This window comes from Kitasatospora sp. NPDC097691 (genome assembly GCF_040302665.1).
Taxonomy (GTDB): Bacteria; Actinomycetota; Actinomycetes; order Streptomycetales; family Streptomycetaceae; genus Kitasatospora.
In genome coordinates, this window is the sequence record NZ_JBEORY010000005.1 from 46,223 (window position 1) to 63,850 (window position 17,628).

Genomic DNA, 17,628 nt, shown 5'->3' on the forward strand with positions numbered 1-17,628 from the left:
GTTCCGGTGAACGACCCGTCCACCGATCGGGTGGATTCGCACGTCCGGGTGAATCCCTCACACCCCCAGGTCAGGCAGCGGGATCGGGCGCTTCTCGATGGCCGCCGCCATGATCCCGGGGAAGGCGTCCGGGGTGCAGGCGAAGGCCGGCGCGCCGAGGGCGGCCAGGGCGGCGGCGTGCGCGTGGTCGTAGGCGGGCGCACCTTCGTCCGAGAGTGCGAGCAGGGCGACGAACTGGACGCCGGCCGCCTTCATCGCGGCGACCCGCTTGAGCATGCCGTCCCGGATGCCGCCCTCGTAGAGGTCGCTGATCAGCACGACGACGGTCTCGGAGGGGCGGGTGATCTTCGACTGGCAGTAGGCGAGTGCGCGGTTGATGTCGGTGCCGCCGCCGAGCCGGGTGGCGAAGAGGACGTCCACCGGATCGGTGAGCTGCTCGGTGAGGTCGACCACCGAGGTGTCGAAGACGACCAGCCGGGTGTCCAGGGTGCGCATCGAGGCGAGCACCGCGCCGAAGACCGCCGAGTGCACGACCGAGGGCGCCATCGAACCGGACTGGTCGATGCAGAGGATGACCTCCTTCTTCACCGCGCGCTGGGCACGGGCGTAGCCCACCAGCCGCTCGGGGACGACGGTGCCGTGCTCGGGCAGGTAGTTCTTCAGGTTGGCCCGGATCGTCCGGTCCCAGTCGATGTCGCGGTGCCGGGGGCGGTTGACCCTGGCGCTGCGGTCGAGGGCGCCGCCCAGGACGGCCCGGGTGCGGTCGGCGAGCCGGCGCTCCAGGTCGGCGACCACCTTGCCGACCACGGCCCGGGCGGACTCCCGGGTCGTCTCGGGCAGCGCGTGCTTGAGCGAGAGCAGGGTGCCGACCAGGTGGACGTCCGGTTCGACGGCCTCCAGCATCTCCGGCTCCAGCAGCAGCCGGTCCAGGCCGAGCCGGGTGATCGCGTCCTGCTGCATCAGCTGGACCACGGTGGACGGGAAGTACGCGCGGATGTCGCCCAGCCAGCGGGCCACCTGCGGGGCCGAGCCTCCCAGGCCGGCACTGCGGCGGCCGCCGCGGCCCGCCCGGCCGCCCTCCTCGGGCGCGCCGCGGTAGAGCGCGGCGAGGGCGCCGTCCATCGCGGCGTCGCGGCCGCGCAGGGTGCAGCCGGTGCCGTCGGCCTCGCCGCCGAGCACCAGCCGCCAGCGGCGCAGCCGTTCGTCGGTCGTGGGCGCTGCCATCTCGTCCTCCTCCTTCAACGAATGTCGGGTGTTGCGGGGTGCCGGGCGTTACGGGTGTCGGGACCCGGGCGCGTCAGGTGTCACGGCCGGTGGCCTGCCGGGGGATCCTCGGGCGGACACCGAGCAGCAGCGCCACCACGGGGACGGCGGCGTCGGCGCGGGCCCGGTCCAGTTCGCCCGCCGGGGCCCCGTCCGGCGGGGGTTCGCCGAGCGGGCCGGCCGCGACCCGGCCGCCGATGGTCGTCCGCACGCCCGCCTCCAGCCCGGCGAAGGTGCGGCGCAGCAGCGGCAGGACGTCGGTGAAGACCTCGCCGCTCACGCCGGTCAGCCACTCGTCCAGCAGGGCGAGCAGCCGGGGGTCGTGCAGCAGCAGGGCGCCGCCGCCGGCCAGGAAGCCCTCGACCCAACCTGCCGCGTCCACGGGGGCGTTGGCGACGGACAGGACCAGCCGCAGGCGGCGGCCGGCCTCCTCGGAGTCGAGCCGGCCGTCGTCCAGCAGCAGCCGGACGGCCCGGCCGCGGAGCAGACCGGTGGCGCCGGTGGCCGGGCCGCCCGACGGCTCGCGGGCGGCCAGCGAGCGCAGGGTGGCGGCCCAGCGGTCGGACAGGCCGGCCAGGCCGTCGGGGTCCGCGGCCAGGCCGGGTTCGCCGGACGTGCCGGAGGTGCCGGAGGTGCCGGAGGTGCCGGAGGTGCCGGAGGTGCCGGACATGCCGGGGGCGTGGGGTCCGGCGGAGGCGTCCGGGGCGTCGGCGGCGATGTCGATCGGCTCCGGTGCGGCGTCGACGCCCCGGGGCCCGGCGGAGGTCAACAGGCCGATCGCGCCGTGCACTTCGTCCAGGCGGCCGCGCATCGCCGCCGCGCTCTCGGCGTCCAGCCCGACGCACGCGGGCGGCAGTCCGACGCAGACCCGCTCGGCCAGGCCGGCCGCCGCCCCGGCGAGCGCGCCGTGGTCGGTCCCGCGTACGTCGCCGTAGCGCAGCGCGCGGACCAGCGCGGGCAGCGCACCCGCCAGATGCGCGACGTCGGTGTCCAGGGCCGCGCAGTCGGCGAGCACCCGCATCACGGCGGGCAGCGCGTCGGACAGCCCGGCCAGCAGGCAGGTCTCCACCAAGCCGGTCAGCTCGGCGAGTTCGACGGCGGCGCGGGCGGTGCCGACCGCCTTGCCGGTGGCCGCGTCCTCGACCGTGGTGCCCCACTGGGCGGCCTCGGCGATCCGGACCGCGAACTCCGGCTGCCAGCACAGCCGCCAGCTCTCCCGGAACGTCCCGGTCGAGTTGACCGAGGAGCGGGCCGGCACCCCCCAGTCCACGCCCAACAGCCGCAACCGGTGCAGCAGCCGGGAGCGGGCCGCGTCGGTCTCCTTGCGCAGGTCGAGGTCGACGTCCTTCGGCGCGGCCTCGGGCCTGAGCCGCAGCGATCGCTGCAGCCGGGCCAGGTCGCGCTGCAGCGGCACCGCCGGTGCGGCGTCCGGCACCTCGCCCAGCGCGTCGCCGACCACCAGGCGGTCCCGGACCAGCTCCAGGGCGACGTCCGAGCCCTCGCAGAGCACCGCGCGGACGGCGTCCAGGGTCTCGGTCAGCCCGGCGAGCGGGCGGCCGCGCAGCACGGCCAGGGTCTCGGCGAGCCGGACCGCCTCGATGACGTGCGCGGAGGAGACCGGGTGGTCCTCGGCGCGCAGCAGCTCTGCGGCCCGGGTGAGCCAGCGCGGCACCGGATCGCCGTCGGTGGTGAACAGGTGGTGGTACCAGCCGGGCGACTGCACGCCCGCGCCGTAACCGGTGGCCTGGGAGAGCCTGCGGTGCGTCCACGGCACCCAGGTGATGTCCGTGCGCACCTTCTTCGGCAGCCCGGCGAGCAGCGCCCGGTCGTGCGCGACGGTGGGCATGGTCTCCAGCGCGGGGACGTGGAAGGCCCCGCAGACCACGGCGATCCGCCGGTGCCCGGCCCGGCGGGCGGCGCGGATCTGCCCGCGCATGTACGCCTCGCGCAGGAGGTCCCGGCGGGACTCGAAGAGCCCCTCGGCGCGCAGCGCGCCCATCGCCTCGGCGACGGCGGCGAACGGGGCCAGCGCGTCGGCGCCGGGCGCGCGGTGCTCGACCACGTCCTCCCACCAGCGCTCCGGGTCGTCGTGCCCGGCCGCCTCGGCGAGCAGCGCCACCGGGTCGGCGGGCAGCCCGTCGGCGTCGTCGGGGGCGGGCGCGTCCGCGGAAGCGGGCGCGTCGAGGTCGGGCGCGCCTTCGGGAACGGCCGCGAAGCCGTACCCGGCGGGCAGGTCGATGAAGCGCACCGGCAGGTCGCGCTCGACGGCGTGCCGGATCGCCACCCACTCCGGGGAGAACTCGGCGTACGGCCAGAAGGCGGCCTTCGCCGGGTCGTCCACCGCGTGGGCGAGCAGCGCGACCGGCGGAACCAGGTCCTTCTCGGCGGCCAGGTGGACGATGCCGTCGGCCTCCGGCGGGCCCTCGATCAGCACCGCGTCCGGTTGCCACTGCGTCAGCGCGGCGGCCACCGCCCGGGCCGAGCCGGGGCCGTGGTGGCGGATCCCGAGCAGGGCCACCTCGGCGGCGCTCATGCCCCCACCCCGCCGCGCTCGGCGGGCGCTCCGTGCGGCCGGCACCCCTTGACGGCTCGCTCTCGCCCGGCTGCCGGCCGGGGGCACCCCCGTCGCCCGTTCACGCCGTCACCTCGCGGGCGGCCCGGTAGAAGTCCTTCCAGCCGTCGCGCTCGCGCACCACCCCTTCGACGTACTCGCGCCAGACCGCCTGGTCCGCCACCGGGTCGCGGACGACGGCGCCGAGGATGCCGGCGGCCACGTCCCCGGCGCGCAGCACGCCGTCGCCGAAGTGGGTGGCCAGGGCCACGCCGTTGGTGACCACCGAGATCGCCTCGGCGGTGGAGAGGGTGCCGCTCGGCGTCTTGACCTTCGTCCGGCCGTCGACCGTGATCCCGGCCCGCAGCTCCCGGAAGACGGTCACGACGCGCCTGATCTCCTCGGCGCCACCGGGCAGTTCGGGCAGTTCCAGGGAGCGGCCGAGCTGGCTGACCCGGCGGGTGACGATGTCGACCTCCTCCTCCAGCGAGCCCGGCAGCGGCAGCACCACGGTGTTGAAGCGGCGGCGCAGCGCGCTGGAGAGCTCGTTGACGCCGCGGTCGCGGTCGTTGGCGGTGGCGATCACGTTGAAGCCGCGCACCGCCTGCGTCTCGGTACCCAACTCCGGTACCGGGAGCGTCTTCTCGGACAGGATGGTGATCAGGGCGTCCTGGACGTCGGCCGGGATGCGGGTCAGCTCCTCGACCCGGGCGATCTTGCCGTCGGCCATCGCCCGCATCAGCGGCGAGGGCACCAGGGCGTCCGGGCCGGGGCCGCGGGTGAGCAGCCGGGCGTAGTCCCAGCCGTACCGGACGGCCTCCTCGGGGGTGCCGGCGGTGCCCTGCACCAGCATCGTGGAGTCGCCGCTGATCGCGGCGGCCAGGTGCTCGGACACCCAGGTCTTCGCGGTGCCGGGCACCCCGAGCAGCAGCAGCGCACGGTCCGTCGCCAGCGTCGTCACGGCGACCTCGACGACGCGGCGCGGGCCGATGTACTTGGGGGTGATCCGGGTGCCGTCCGGCAGATCCCCGCCGAGCAGGTACGTCGCCACGGCCCATGGCGACAGCTTCCAGCGCTCGGGGCGCGGACGGTCGTCCTGCGCGGCCAGGGCGGCCAGTTCGCCGGCGAAGGCGTCCTCGGCGTGCTGCCGCAGAACGTCGGTCATGGGGGCTCCTTCGGGTCGGCCGCCGGGTGCACGGGTGCCCCGGCGGCGGGATGATCGGGGGGAGCCAGGTCGGCGTCCCGGCCTGTGGGAACCACCCTGCACCGACCCACTGACAACGCCCGCCGGCCCGCGGAGGGCCCGGGCGAGGCCTGCGGGGGAGGCCCGCGTGAGGCCCGGGCGAGGCCCGTGGGGAGCCTGCGGACGGACAGTCAGCCACTGTCAGTGCCGCCGCCTACGGTCGGTCCCATGGAGGAACGCTGGAGCACCGAACACGTCCTGTCCCTGGCGCCTGACGCCGCGTCGCAGAAGGCGGCGGGCAAGCTCTCCTCGCCCGCGTCGTGGTCCGGCGCCGGCACCGACGGCACCGCGGTCTGGGGCGAGTGCAGGGGCAGCGGCCGCACGCCGTACCGCACCGTGATCGAACTCGCCACGCCCGCCTACCAGTGCAGCTGCCCCAGCCGGAAGTTCCCGTGCAAGCACGCGCTCGGGCTCCTCCTGCTGTGGAGCGGCTCCCCCGGGGCCGTCCCGGCCGCCGAACCCGCCGACTGGGCGGCCGACTGGCTCACGACCCGCAGGGAGCGCGCCGAGAAGCGCGCGACGGCCCCGGTCGACCCGGAGGCCGCCCGCCGCCGGGCCGAGAGGCGCGGCGCCCGGGTCGCGGCCGGCGCGGCCGAACTGCGGCTGCGCCTGGCCGACCGGATCCGGCACGGCCTGGCCGACCGGACCACCGCCGGCCCGTGGGAGGAGGTCGCCGCCCGGATGGTCGACGCGCAGGCCCCCGGCCTGGCCGGCCGGGTCCGCGAACTCGACACCGTGCCGCAGGAGCGGTTGTTGGAGGAATACGCGATGCTCCACCTGCTCGCCACCGCCGCCACCCGGATCGACGAGCTGCCCGCCGACCTGGCGGCGACCGTCCGCGCCCGGGTCGGCTACACCCTGGACGCCGCCGAGGTGCTGGCCGGCGCCACCGTCCGCGACCGCTGGCTGGTGCTCGGCAGCCGCACGGTGCCGATGGAAGGGGGCGCGGACGACCGGCTCACCACCCGCCGGGTCTGGCTGCGCGGGGCCAAGACCGGCCGCCCCGCCCTGCTGCTGGCCTTCGGCCGCCCCGGCCAGGCCCCCGACCTCGCCCTGCCCACCGGCCACCTGCTGGAGGCCGACCTCGCCTACCACCCCGGCGCCCGCCCACTGCGCGCCGCCCTCGGCACCCGCTACGGCGCGCCCGAGGCGGGCCCGGCCGACCCGCCCGCCGGGCTCACCGTCGCCGAGGCGGTGGCCGGCTACGGCACCGCCGTCGCCGACGACCCGTGGCTGGAGGGCTGGCCGACCGTCCTCGCCGACGTCGTCCCGGTCCGCACCCCGGACGGCTGGCATCTGACGGACGGCCGGCACACCGTGCCCGTCCACGCCCCGTCCGTCCCGGAGGCCGCGCTGTGGCGGCTGGCCGCGGTCTCCACCGGCCGCCCGCTGACGGTCTTCGGCGAGTACGGCCACCAGGGCTTCGCCCCGGTCACCGCCTGGCCCGCCGGGCACCGACCGGTCGGCCTCACCAACTGCTAGGAGCACCGAGAATGACGATCACCCAGGACCCGTGGGAGACCCTGCACACCAGCGCCCTGCTCGGCACCGACCGCCGCCCGCTCCCGGCCACCGCCCTGCCGCTCGCCGACGCCGTGGACCACGCCGACCAGGCCACCGCCCTGCTGGAACTGGCCGCCCTCGCCACCGTCCGCCGCCGGGCGGGCGCGCTGCCCGTACCGGCCGCCGAACCGCCCGGCCCGCCCGCGCCCGAGGACACCCGCCCGGAGCTGCCCGAACCGGCCGCCCGCCGGCTGGCGGTGCTGCTGGCCGGCCGCACCGGCGGCGGGGGCGGCGGCACCCTGGCCAACCTGACCGAGCTGCTGCCGCAGTGGCTCGCCACTGCCCGCGCCCGGGGCCTGCGGCCGCCCGCCGCGCTGATACCCGGCCTGCTCGACGCCGCCCGCGCGCGCAGCGAACTGCGCTCCGACACCGTCGCGCTGGCCGGTCCGCTGGGCCGTTGGCTGGCCGAGCGGAACCCCGACTGGCGGTTCGTGCTGCGCACCACCGCCCAGGAACCGGCGCTGGAGCAGGACGATCCGGCCGACCACCAGCTCTGGCACGAGGGCCTGTTCGCCGAGCGGGTCACCCACCTCACGCTGCTGCGCCGCCGCGACCCGGCCGCCGGCCTGGAGCTGCTGCGGAGCACCTGGTCCACCGAGCGCGCCGAGGACCGCCTGCTCTTCCTGGACGCGCTCCAGGACGGCCTCTCCCCCGCCGACGAGCCGTTCCTGGAGGCCGCCCTCGGCGACCGCAGCAAGAACGTCCGCGCCACGGCCGCCGAACTGCTCTCCACCCTGCCCGGCTCCGCCCTGGCCGGCCGGATGGCCGGTCGGGCGCGGGCCGCCGTACGCCTCGCCGGGACGGGCACGCACCTGCTGGTCACCCCGCCCGCCGAGTGCGACGCGCAGATGCAGCGGGACGGCATCACGCCCAAGTCCCCCACCGGGCGCGGTGAACGGGCCTGGTGGTTCGGCGAGCTGGTGGCCGCGGCGCCGCTCGCGCTCTGGCCGGAGAGCACCGGACTGAAGCCCGAACAGCTGCTCGCCCTGCGGGTCGGCGACAGCATGGACGAGACCGACAGCAGCTGGGCCGACGACCTGCGGGAGGCCTGGGCGCGCGCCGCCGTCCGCCAGCACGACGCCGACTGGGCCCGGGCACTGCTCGGCCCGGCGCCGGTCCCGCCCACCCGGGGCGTCGGCCGGGCCCGCTCCGCGCGCGCCACCGGCGCCCCGGCCAAGCTGCTGGCCGTCCTGCCGCCCGAGGAGCGGGCCGCCTGGACGGCCGCCTTCATCGAGGTGCACGGGCTGGGTGAGGCCTTCCAGTTGCTCGGCGCCTGCGCCACCCCGTGGACTCCGCCGCTGTCCACCGCCGTGGTGGACGCCCTGGCCCGGGCCGCCGCCTCCGGCGCGTACCCGTGGAGCCACAGCGGGGTGCTCGGGATGACGGAGCGCGCGCTCGCGCCGGAGACGGCGGACGCGGTGGAGGAGCTGGCCGCCGAGGCCGCCCCGGACTCCGCCTGGGCCGAGACCTTCGCCCGGCTGGCCGGCACCCTGCGGTTCCGGGCCGCGATGCTCGCGGAACTGGCGGGCTGACGCCGGACGGCCCGATCCGATGCCGGACGGCCCGGTCAACGGCCGGACGGCCCGACCGGCAGCAGTAGCCCGAACGGCGGAGCGGGCCGCCCCCGAGGGCCGCCCGCTCCGCCGTACCGAAGGTCGACCCGCCCGAGGCTCAGCTCGCCCGGAGGTTGGCCTCGACCCAGGCGACCACGTCCCGGGTGGGCGTGCCCGGGGTGAAGATGTCCGCGACGCCCATCGCCTTGAGCTCGGCGATGTCCTCGTCCGGGATGATCCCCCCGCAGAAGACCTTGATGTCCGCCGCGTCGCGCTCCTTCAGCAGCTCCAGGACCCGCGCGCACAGCGTCATGTGGGCACCCGAGAGGATCGACAGCCCGATGCCGTCCGCGTCCTCCTGGATCGCGGTGTCGACGACCTGCTCGGGCGTCTGGTGCAGCCCGGTGTAGATGACCTCCATACCGGCGTCGCGCAGGGCACGCGCAATGACCTTGGCGCCACGGTCGTGACCGTCGAGCCCCGGCTTGGCGACCACCACACGGATGGGCCCCGACACACTCATCACTGCCTCCTGGACCTCGTCGTCCACCACCCCACCGGGCTTCGTGGGCCACGGGTGCGGTTAACGGTCAATAACCAACCTGAGGGGAGGTTAGCGCCACCCGGCCCGGTTGACCGAGCCCCCTCCCAAGAGGAGGGCAAAGTCACAGCTCCAGGCCTTGCTACCAGTGGGTATACCCCTCACGCCCCCAACCTCCCCACAGACCCCCCGGGCGCCCCCTTGACAACCCGGGGTTTTTCCGGAGCGTCGGCCTTCCGGCTACAGTCACGGCAGTTCGACCTCGACCGACGACGTGACCGAGGCCCACCGAGGAGGCAGCCCCCGATGGCTCCCGAAGCAGCCGCCCGTCCGACCCGTGCGGAGCTGCGCCTCGCCGCCCGCGAGCAGTCCCGCGCCCAGCGCCGCGGCGCCGCCAAGGCGGCCACCCGGACGGCGCTGCTGCGGGTCGCGCTGCCGTCGGTGGCCGCACTCGGGGTCGCGGCCGCGGCGGCGATCACGGTGACGGGCCAGGCCGACCAGCAGCGCGCCCAGGCCGCCGGACGGGTACCGACGCAGGCCGCGGCGGACGACGCCCCGGACAACGCGGCCGCCGGAGCGGCGGCCGCACAGGCGGTGGCGGCCGGCGACCGGGCCCAGGCCTCGCGCGGCGACGCCCGCCTGCCGCTGGCCGGCGCCCAGCCCACCGACGCCCCGGCTGCGCAGCCCACCCCCGAACCGGCCCCCGAACAGGTCAAGCCCAAGGTGGTCATGCCGGTCGCGCAGCACGGTCTCGGCGAGCTGTTCGGCGAGGCGGGCACCCACTGGGCCAACCGCCACACCGGCATCGACTTCCCGGTGGACGGCGGCAGTCAGGTCATGGCCGTCGCCGACGGCACGATCCGCACCCAGTGGAACCCGTTCTACGGCTACATGTCGATCCTGAAGATGTCCGACGGCACCGAGGCCTGGTTCTGCCACCTGCGGGCGTACAAGATCCGCAAGGGGCCGGTGAAGCAGGGCGACGTCATCGCCTTCGTCGGCAGCAGCGGCAACAGCACCGGGCCGCACCTGCACTTCGAGATCCGGCCGGCGGGCAGCGGGCCGGTCGACCCGCTGCCGTGGTTCCTGGCCAACGGCCTGGACCCCCGCTAGGACTACAGCTTCTCGACCGGCGCGTAGCGCAGCAGCAGCTGCTTGCGCCCGTCCGTGCCGAAGTCGACGGTGGCCTGCGCCCGGTCGCCGATGCCCGTCACGGCCACCACCGTGCCCAGCCCGAAGCTGTCGTGGGTGACCCGGTCGCCGACGGCCAGCGAGACGACGTCGCGCTCCACGAGCTTGCCGCCGCGCCGCGCGGACTGCCCCCAGCCCGCCTTCGGCGCCGCCGAGGACGAGAACGAGGAGGACGAGGAGGACGAGGAGGACGAGGAGGACGAGGAGGACGAGGAGGACGAGGAGGACGAGGAGGAACGCGAACTCCCGCCCCCGGAGGAGGACTTGCCCCAGGACGAGCCCGAGGAGTAGCCGCGCTGGGCGGGCGCCTGGGCGGCCCCGGTGCGCTTCCACTCCACCAGCGTCTCCGGGATCTCCTCCAGGAACCGCGAAGCCGGGTTGTACGCCGGCTGCCCCCAGGCGCTGCGCAGCACCGAGCGGGTCAGGTACAGCCGCTCACGCGCCCTGGTCAGCCCGACGTACGCGAGCCGGCGCTCCTCCTCCAGCTCCTTGGCCTGGTTCAGCGCCCGCATGTGCGGGAAGATCCCGTCCTCCATGCCGGTCAGGAAGACCACCGGGAACTCCAGGCCCTTGGCGGTGTGCAGGGTCATCATCGTGATGACGCCCTGCCCCTCCTCGTCCTCATCCGGGAGCTGGTCCGAGTCGGCGACGAGGGCGACCCGCTCCAGGAAGTCGGCCAGCGAGCCGACCGGCGGCGCGCCGTCCTCCTCGGCGTCCGGCCGCTCGCCCGGGTCCTGCTCGTACTCCAGGGCGACGGAGGCGAGCTCCTGCAGGTTCTCCACCCGGGTCTCGTCCTGCGGGTCGGTGGAGGCCTGCAGCTCGGCCAGGTAGCCGGTCTCCTCCAGGACGGCCTCCAGCACCGCCGCCGGGCCCGCGCCCGACTCGACCACCTGGCGCAGCCCGGCCATCAGGACGTTGAACTTCTTGACCGCGTTGGCCGAGCGCGCGGCCATCCCGTACGCCTCGTCCACCCGTACCAGCGCCTGGGCGAAGGAGATCCGCTCCCGCGCGGCCAGCGCGTCGATCATCGCCTCGGCCCGCTCGCCGATGCCGCGCTTGGGCACGTTGAGGATCCGGCGCAGCGGCACGGTGTCCTCCGGGTTGGAGAGCACCCGCAGGTACGCCAGGACGTCCCGGACCTCCTTGCGCTCGTAGAAGCGCACCCCGCCGACCACCTTGTACGGCAGGCCGACCCGGATGAACACCTCCTCGAAGACACGGGACTGGGCGTTCGTCCGGTAGAAGATCGCGACGTCGCCGGGCTTGGCCTCGCCCTTGTCGGTGAGCCGGTCGATCTCGTCGGCGATGAACTGGGCCTCGCCGTGCTCGTCGTCCGCGACGTAGCCGACGACCTTCTCGCCGTGGTCGCCCGCTGTCCAGAGCTTCTTCTCGCGGCGGTTGGCGTTGCGTTCGATGACGGCGTTGGCGGCGCTCAGGATGGTCTGCGTGGAGCGGTAGTTCTGCTCCAGCAGGATCGTGGTGGCGTTCGGGTAGTCCTCCTCGAACTGGAGGATGTTGCGGATGGTCGCGCCGCGGAAGGCGTAGATCGACTGGTCCGCGTCACCGACGACGCACAGCTCGGCCGGCGGCACCTCGGCAAGGTGCGCGGCGGCCGGGTTCACGAAGTCCCCGTCCGCGGTGCGCTTCGGCGCGGCCGCGACGGACCCCCCGCTCAGCTCCCGGACCAGCATGTACTGGGCGTGGTTGGTGTCCTGGTACTCGTCGACCAGGATGTGCCGGAACCTGCGCCGGTAGTGCTCGGCGACGTCGGGGAAGGCCTGCAGCAGGTTCACCGTCGTCATGATGATGTCGTCGAAGTCCAGCGCGTTGGCCTCGCGCAGCCGCCGCTGGTACAGCGCGTACGCCTCGGCGAGCTTCTTCTCCGTCGGGTTGGCGGCCTGGTCGGCGAAGGTCTCCTCGTCGATCAGCTCGTTCTTGAGGTTGCTGATCTTCGCGGTGAAGGACTTCGGCGGGTACTGCTTCGGGTCCAGGTCGAGGTCGCGGCAGACCAGCGACATCAGCCGCTGCGAGTCGGCCGAGTCGTAGATCGAGAAGCTGGAGGTGAACCCCAGCTGCTTGGACTCGCGGCGCAGGATCCGCACACAGGCGCTGTGGAAGGTGGACACCCACATCGCCCGGGCACGCGGGCCGACCAGCGCCTCGACGCGCTCGCGCATCTCCCCGGCGGCCTTGTTGGTGAAGGTGATCGCCAGGATCTCCCCCGGCTGCACCCCGCGGGCACCCAGCAGGTGGGCGATCCGGTGGGTCAGCACCCGGGTCTTGCCCGAACCGGCGCCGGCCACGATCAGCAGTGGCGACCCCGCGTGCAGCACCGCCTCGCGCTGCGGGTCGTTCATCCCCTCCAGCAGCTGCGCCGGGTCGATCACGGGGCGGGCGGCGCCGTTGCGGTACCAGGCGTCCCGCTCCGCCGCCTCGGCGGCGCCCCCCGGCTGGTCGAAAGCCGTGGTGTGGAACAGCCCGTCCGGGATCGCCTCCTCGTACGCGTCGTACGGAACGTCGTCCTCGTACGGCGGGGGCTCCTCGTCGATGGGCGCGGCGGGCTGCTTCGACCCGGCGGCGGGTGCCTCGAAACCGGGGAGCGGAAGGTCGTCAAAGAGGCTACTCATGGCACTCCGAGTCTATGGCCACCCACCGACAAGCCCGCCCGGTCGGCGTAAACCGGCCGGGCGGGCTCGACGGCGCACGCCCCGGGGCGGGGTCAGACCAGGCGGCGGGCGGTGGCCCAGCGGGTCAGCTCGTGGCGGTTGCTCAGCTGGAGCTTGCGCAGGACGGCGGAGACGTGGCTCTCGACGGTCTTCACCGAGATGAAGAGCTGCTTGGCGATCTCCTTGTAGGCGTAGCCGCGGGCGATCAGGCGCAGGACCTCGCGCTCGCGCTGGGTGAGGCGGTCCAGGTCCTCGTCGACCGGCGGGGTGTCGGTGGCGGCGAAGGCGTCCAGGACGAAGCCGGCCAGCCGGGGCGAGAAGACCGCGTCACCGTCGGCGATCCGGAAGATCGCGTTCACCAGGTCGGTGCCGGTGATGGTCTTGGTGACGTAGCCGCGCGCACCGCCGCGGATGACGCCGATGACGTCCTCGGCGGCGTCCGACACCGACAGCGCCAGGAACTTCACCCCTCCCTGCTCGCCCATCACGCCGACCGAGCGGCGCAGCACCTCGACGCCGCCGCCGCCGGGCAGGTGGACGTCGAGCAGGACCACGTCGGGCCTGGTCTCCGCGACCACCCGGACCGCGGAGTCCACGTCGTCGGCCTCGCCGACCACGTCGATGCCGGTCACGTCGGTGCGGCCGATCTCCGCCCGGACCCCGGTCCGGAACATCCGGTGGTCGTCCACCAGCACGACCCGTGCGGTACGCCCCGCCCCCTCCGCCGGAGGGACCCCCATCGGCGCTGCCTCAGTCATTCGCTCTCTCCATCTCCAGCTCGACCTCGGTGCCGCCGCCCGCTGCCGGCCGCACCCGAGCGGTGCCGCCGTTGCGCTTCATCCGGCCGATGATCGACTCCCGTACGCCCATCCGGTCCTCGGGCACCGTGTCGGGGTCGAAGCCGGGGCCGTGGTCGCGGACGAACACCGACACCGTCCTCCCCTCCACCTCGGCATAGACCTGGACCGGTCCCCCGCCACCGTACTTGGCCGCGTTGACGGTCGCCTCCCTCGCGGCCTGCATCTGTGCCGCGATCCGCTCGTCCATCGGGCAGTCGCCGACGATCACCAGCTCGACCTGGACGCCGTGCCGGTCCTCGACCTCGGCGACGGCGGCGCGCAGGGTCTCCGCCATGGTGTCCGGCGCGGCCTCGGCCGCGGCCTCCGGGCGGTACAGCCACAGCCGCAGCTCGCGCTCCTGCGAGCGGGCCAGCCGCAGCACCTCCTTGGGGTCCTCGGCCCGGCGCTGGATCAGGGTCAGGGTGTGCAGCACGGAGTCGTGGATGTGCGCGGCGATCTCGGCCCGCTCCTGGGCGCGGATGCGGGCGGTGCGCTCCGCGCCGAGGTCCTGCCAGAGCCGCAGGCCGTACGGGCCGAGCAGCACCAGCACCCCGGCGAGCACCGCGAGCGAGGCCTCGATGACCGAGCTGAGCGTGGAGCCGCTGCCCTGCATCGCGAGCAGCGCGATGGTGCCCGCCACCGCGAGCAGCACGCCGGCGCCGACCCGGGTGTAGGCGCCGCGCCGCTTCTCGCCCTCCTCGATGCCGAACCAGCGCTGCCAGCGCGAGTCGTCGGCCTGCCGCCACACCAGCGCGACGCCGACGCCGATCGCCAGCAGCGGCCAGGTGTACGGCTTGGCGGTCTGCACGCCGAGCACGTTGAGCAGGGCGATCAGGCCGATCACGACCATGACCAGGGCGGCGAGCTGGCCGAGGCCGCCCTGCCCGTTCTTGCCGGCCTGCGCCGCGTCCTCGCCCTCCGCAGGCGCCGCCACCGGCTCGCCCTGGAGGGTGTGCTGGAGCAGCTGGCGCAGTCGGCCGAGCCGGCCGCCGGCGGGGCCCTTGCTCAGCAGGCCGCCCTGCAGCCCGGGCGCGGCCGGGACGAACACCCCGTTGAGGTACACCCACTGGGCGCCGCCGCGCTGCGAGGGCTCGCCGATGCCGATCGGCACCACGAACCAGAACGCGGCGTACAGCAGCGCGCCGATCCCCTGTGCGAAGAACAGGAGGACGAAGGCGAGCCGTACCCAGCGCACCGGCAGCCCGAGGTGCACCGCCAGGCCGTGCGCGACCCCGCCGAGCATGCGGCCCTGCGGGCTGCGGTAGAGCCGGCGGTAGGGCGGCTTCGCGCCGTCGGGCGCGTTGGGGTCGGCGCCGGCCGACGGCGCGGCGTCGGGGGCGATGGTTCGGGGATCGGTACCGGGGGCTGCCACGCCACCGATGGTTCCACGCACGCCCGTACGGGCGCATCAGGGTGTGTCCCTAGCCCGTATCAGGGACAAGTCAGGGTACGTGCAGGGGTGCTCCCGGTTGGGCCGGACCGGCACCTGCCGGAAGGATGGTGCCCATGACCGAGGACCCCCGCATCGAGGAGGCCGGGCTCGCCGCCCCGCCGGAACCGGAACGCCCGCCACTGACCCGGGCCGAGCACCACCGCGTGGTGGCCGGCGTCTGCGGCGGCCTCGGCCGGCACCTGGACATCGACCCGGTGGTCTTCCGCGTGGTCATCGTGGTGCTCTGCCTCTCCGGCGGCCTCGGGCTGTTCCTCTACGGCCTGGCGTGGCTGATCGTCCCGACGGACGACGACTCCAAGGGCCGCGGCGGGCGCACCGAGCTCCAGCGGGTGCTCACCGGCCGGGTGGACGGCCAGTCGGTCGGCGCGGTGCTGCTGACCGTGATCGGCACCGGGGTGTTCTTCTCCTCGATGGGCGACGGCGACCAGCTGTTCCCGCTGCTGCTGCTCGCCGGCCTGGTCTTCCTGGCGGTGCGCTACGACCCGGACCGCCGCCGCGGCCGGGGGCGCGGGCACCGGCAGGGCGGCCCGTACGACCGCCTCTTCCCCGAGTCCGAGTCCGGGTCCGAGGGTTACGTCTGGCCGCGGCCGGCGTCCGACGAGGCGGCGCGCGCCGCGCACGCCGCCGACCGGGCCGCCGGGACGGTCCCCGCCGACGCTCCGCCCCCGGGCCCGAGCGGCTACCTGTGGGACCCCCGCCACCCCGAGCGCAACCCGTACGGCGCCGGCTCCGCGAGCCCGACCCCGCCGTTCGGCACCCCGGTGCCGCCGGCCGGCGGCCCGGCCCAGCCCTGGTGGCAGCGCGCCGACCTGCCCGAGGGCGACCCGCTGCGCAAGGCGGGCCCGAAGCGCCGCTCCGAGCCCGCCGTCGTGCGGCGCCCCCGGGAGAGCTCGGCGCTCGGCTTCTTCGGCTTCCTGCTGGCGGTCGGCGCGGCCACCGCGGTCTGGGCGGCCTCGCGGGACCACCACAACCCCACCGTGCTGAGCACGACCGCGCTGGCCGCCGCGCTGCTGGTGGTCGGCCTGACCCTGCTGGTCGGCGCGAAGTTCGGCCGGGCCCGCAAGCTGGCGGTGACCGGCCTGCTGCTCACCCTGGCGCTGGCCTTCGTCGGCCACTCGCCGAACTCGATGAAGAACGCCGTCGGCCCGCGCGAGTGGACGGTCACCGCGACGTCCGACCTGCACGACCGCTACAACCTCGGTGCCGGGTCGCTCCGGCTGGACCTCTCCGGGCTCGACCCGGCCGGGAGCACCCTCGCCACCAAGGTCGACCTCGGCGCCGGCGACATGACCGTCACCGTGCCGGACGACGTGACCGTGAACGTGGTCGCCCGGGTGGGCCTCGGCGACATCGACGTCCCGGGCGACCGCAGCGACAGCACCGGACGGCACACGTACCTGATCGGCCCGGCCAACGGCCAGGCGTCCAAGGGCACGCTCAACCTCGAACTCGGCATCGGGCTCGGCAACATCAAGGTGGTCCAGCAGTGAGGAAGCACCGGCTCGACCTGTTCTCGCTGATCGCGGGTGGGCTGTTCACCGTGCTCGCCGTGCTCTACCTGGTCGCCGCGCTCGACGACCAGTCGGTGAACGGGCGGATCGTCATCCCCGTCACGTTCATCGTGCTCGGCGTCGGCGGCCTGGCCGGCGCGGTCGCCGCGGTGGCCCGGCGCGGCCGCCCCGACCGCGAGGAGTGACCCGCCCGGGCCCCGGCCCCGGGCCTCAGCTCTGCTGCGGGCCCAGGGTCAGCTTGTCGCCGTCCTTGGTGACGGTGTACTTCGGCAGCGGCTTGACCGCCGGCCCGTTCACCACCGCACCGGTGGCGGCGTCGAAGCGGGAGCCGTGGCAGGGGCAGTAGAGCCGGCCGTCTTTGGGGGCGTCCACGGCGCAGCCGGAGTGGGTGCACACCGAGGAGAGGCCGCAGTACTGGCCCGCCTTGGGCTGCACGATGTAGACGGCGTCCCCGGTGGCCGGGTCCTTGACCTGCGCCGAGCCGCCGACCGGCACGCTCGCGGCGGGCACCGTGGGGGCGGGAGCCGGGGCGGCGGAGACCGGGGCCGCCGACTGCTTGGGCGCGGTCTTGTCCCGGCCGAAGGTGCGGGTCAGCGAGCCGGAGAGCAGCCCGGCGCCGCCGATCGCGACGGCCGCGATCCCGCCGTCCACCAGCGCCCGGCGCTTGACGTGGTCCTCGCCCACCCCCCGTGCGCGCTCCCGGTCGGCGCGGCGGGCGAGGTAGCCGTCCAGCGACAGGTACGGGGTGCCGGCCAGCACCAGCGGGGTCCAGGCCATCAGGTAGGCGAGGTCGTTGCCGAGGTAGTACGGCGAGACGCTCCAGCTGACGGTCAGCCAGAGGCTGAGGTTGAGGAGCGCGCCGCCGAGCGCCGCGACCCGGCCCCAGAGGCCGACGAGGGTGCCCAGCCCGACCGCCAGCTCGCCGAACGCGATGGCGAGCGCGAACAGGGTCGGGTGGTCGAGGGCGGGGCCGAGCAGGAAGGAGATCGGGCTGCCGCCGGCCTTGGCCGCCTGGGTCTGCGAGACGAAGGAGGCCGGATCGCCCGCCCCGGCCAGGAAGTGCGCCTCGGAGAGCTTGTCGAGGGCGGCGTAGACGAAGGTGACGCCGAGGAAGAGCCGCAGCGGGAGCAGCGCGTACCTGGACGCGAGCGCCCGCCGCTGCGCCGCCCGGTCGGCCCGAGGGGCCGCTGCCCCGCCGGCCGGCATCGGCTTGCTGGCCTCCGACATCCCGCACACCTTCCCTCTCGGCCTGCC

General features: G+C 75.1%; 13 protein-coding genes. 5 read left to right on the forward strand and 8 right to left on the reverse strand.

Annotated elements, in window-relative coordinates; translation table 11 throughout:
* Window positions 1–57: 57 nt before the first annotated feature.
* From ABTY56_RS05170 to ABTY56_RS05180, 3 genes are all read right to left on the reverse strand, one after another.
* Window positions 58–1,224, reverse strand: a complete 1,167-nt coding sequence (locus tag ABTY56_RS05170) for a VWA domain-containing protein (RefSeq protein WP_350626724.1) — start codon at window positions 1,222–1,224, stop codon at window positions 58–60.
* A gap of 73 nt (window positions 1,225–1,297) precedes the next feature.
* The gene (locus tag ABTY56_RS05175; RefSeq protein ID WP_350626726.1) at window positions 1,298–3,796 is read right to left on the reverse strand and encodes a DUF5682 family protein; all 2,499 of its coding nucleotides are present in this window, start codon (window positions 3,794–3,796) and stop codon (window positions 1,298–1,300) included.
* A gap of 100 nt (window positions 3,797–3,896) precedes the next feature.
* Window positions 3,897–4,979, reverse strand: a complete 1,083-nt coding sequence (locus ABTY56_RS05180) for an ATP-binding protein (protein ID WP_350626728.1) — start codon at window positions 4,977–4,979, stop codon at window positions 3,897–3,899.
* A gap of 246 nt (window positions 4,980–5,225) precedes the next feature.
* On the opposite strand from ABTY56_RS05180, the gene ABTY56_RS05185 reads away from it, so the two are divergent.
* Together ABTY56_RS05185 and ABTY56_RS05190 are read left to right on the forward strand one after the other, a co-directional pair.
* A complete protein-coding gene (locus ABTY56_RS05185; RefSeq protein ID WP_350626730.1) occupies window positions 5,226–6,539 on the forward strand; it encodes an SWIM zinc finger family protein in 1,314 nt (437 codons plus the stop codon).
* Between the two features lie 11 nt (window positions 6,540–6,550).
* Window positions 6,551–8,152 (forward strand): DUF5691 domain-containing protein, encoded by a 1,602-nt coding sequence (locus tag ABTY56_RS05190; RefSeq protein ID WP_350626732.1) that lies wholly within the window; start codon window positions 6,551–6,553, stop codon window positions 8,150–8,152.
* Between the two features lie 139 nt (window positions 8,153–8,291).
* On the opposite strand, the gene icmB is transcribed toward ABTY56_RS05190, so the two are convergent.
* Window positions 8,292–8,696, reverse strand: coding sequence for a coenzyme B12-dependent isobutyryl CoA mutase small subunit (icmB, locus tag ABTY56_RS05195; RefSeq protein WP_189916109.1), 405 nt, complete (start codon window positions 8,694–8,696; stop codon window positions 8,292–8,294).
* Between the two features lie 324 nt (window positions 8,697–9,020).
* Here icmB and ABTY56_RS05200 point away from each other — a divergent pair, with 324 nt between their 5' ends.
* A complete protein-coding gene (locus ABTY56_RS05200; protein WP_350626734.1) occupies window positions 9,021–9,827 on the forward strand; it encodes a M23 family metallopeptidase in 807 nt (268 codons plus the stop codon).
* A 2-nt stretch (window positions 9,828–9,829) separates the two neighbouring features.
* On the opposite strand, the gene pcrA is transcribed toward ABTY56_RS05200, so the two are convergent.
* From pcrA to ABTY56_RS05215, 3 genes are all read right to left on the reverse strand, one after another.
* Complete coding sequence (gene pcrA, locus ABTY56_RS05205; RefSeq protein ID WP_350626735.1) at window positions 9,830–12,532, reverse strand: DNA helicase PcrA; 2,703 nt, start codon at window positions 12,530–12,532, stop codon at window positions 9,830–9,832.
* Window positions 12,533–12,624: 92 nt separating this feature from the next.
* Window positions 12,625–13,329 (reverse strand): LuxR C-terminal-related transcriptional regulator, encoded by a 705-nt coding sequence (locus ABTY56_RS05210; RefSeq protein WP_350626737.1) that lies wholly within the window; start codon window positions 13,327–13,329, stop codon window positions 12,625–12,627.
* Window positions 13,322–14,653, reverse strand: a complete 1,332-nt coding sequence (locus ABTY56_RS05215; protein ID WP_502893033.1) for an ATP-binding protein — start codon at window positions 14,651–14,653, stop codon at window positions 13,322–13,324. The genes ABTY56_RS05210 and ABTY56_RS05215 overlap by 8 nt, the downstream gene beginning before the upstream one ends.
* Before the next feature lie 263 nt (window positions 14,654–14,916).
* On the opposite strand from ABTY56_RS05215, the gene ABTY56_RS05220 reads away from it, so the two are divergent.
* Both ABTY56_RS05220 and ABTY56_RS05225 read left to right on the forward strand, forming a co-directional pair.
* On the forward strand, window positions 14,917–16,353 hold the full coding sequence (locus tag ABTY56_RS05220; protein ID WP_350626739.1) for a PspC domain-containing protein: 1,437 nt from the start codon (window positions 14,917–14,919) through the stop codon (window positions 16,351–16,353).
* Window positions 16,350–16,559, forward strand: a complete 210-nt coding sequence (locus ABTY56_RS05225; protein WP_350626741.1) for a hypothetical protein — start codon at window positions 16,350–16,352, stop codon at window positions 16,557–16,559. The genes ABTY56_RS05220 and ABTY56_RS05225 overlap by 4 nt, the downstream gene beginning before the upstream one ends.
* A gap of 25 nt (window positions 16,560–16,584) precedes the next feature.
* Here the strand turns inward: ABTY56_RS05225 and ABTY56_RS05230 are convergent, their stop codons facing one another.
* Window positions 16,585–17,601 (reverse strand): Rieske 2Fe-2S domain-containing protein, encoded by a 1,017-nt coding sequence (locus ABTY56_RS05230; protein ID WP_350626743.1) that lies wholly within the window; start codon window positions 17,599–17,601, stop codon window positions 16,585–16,587.
* Between the last annotated feature and the right edge of the window lie 27 nt (window positions 17,602–17,628).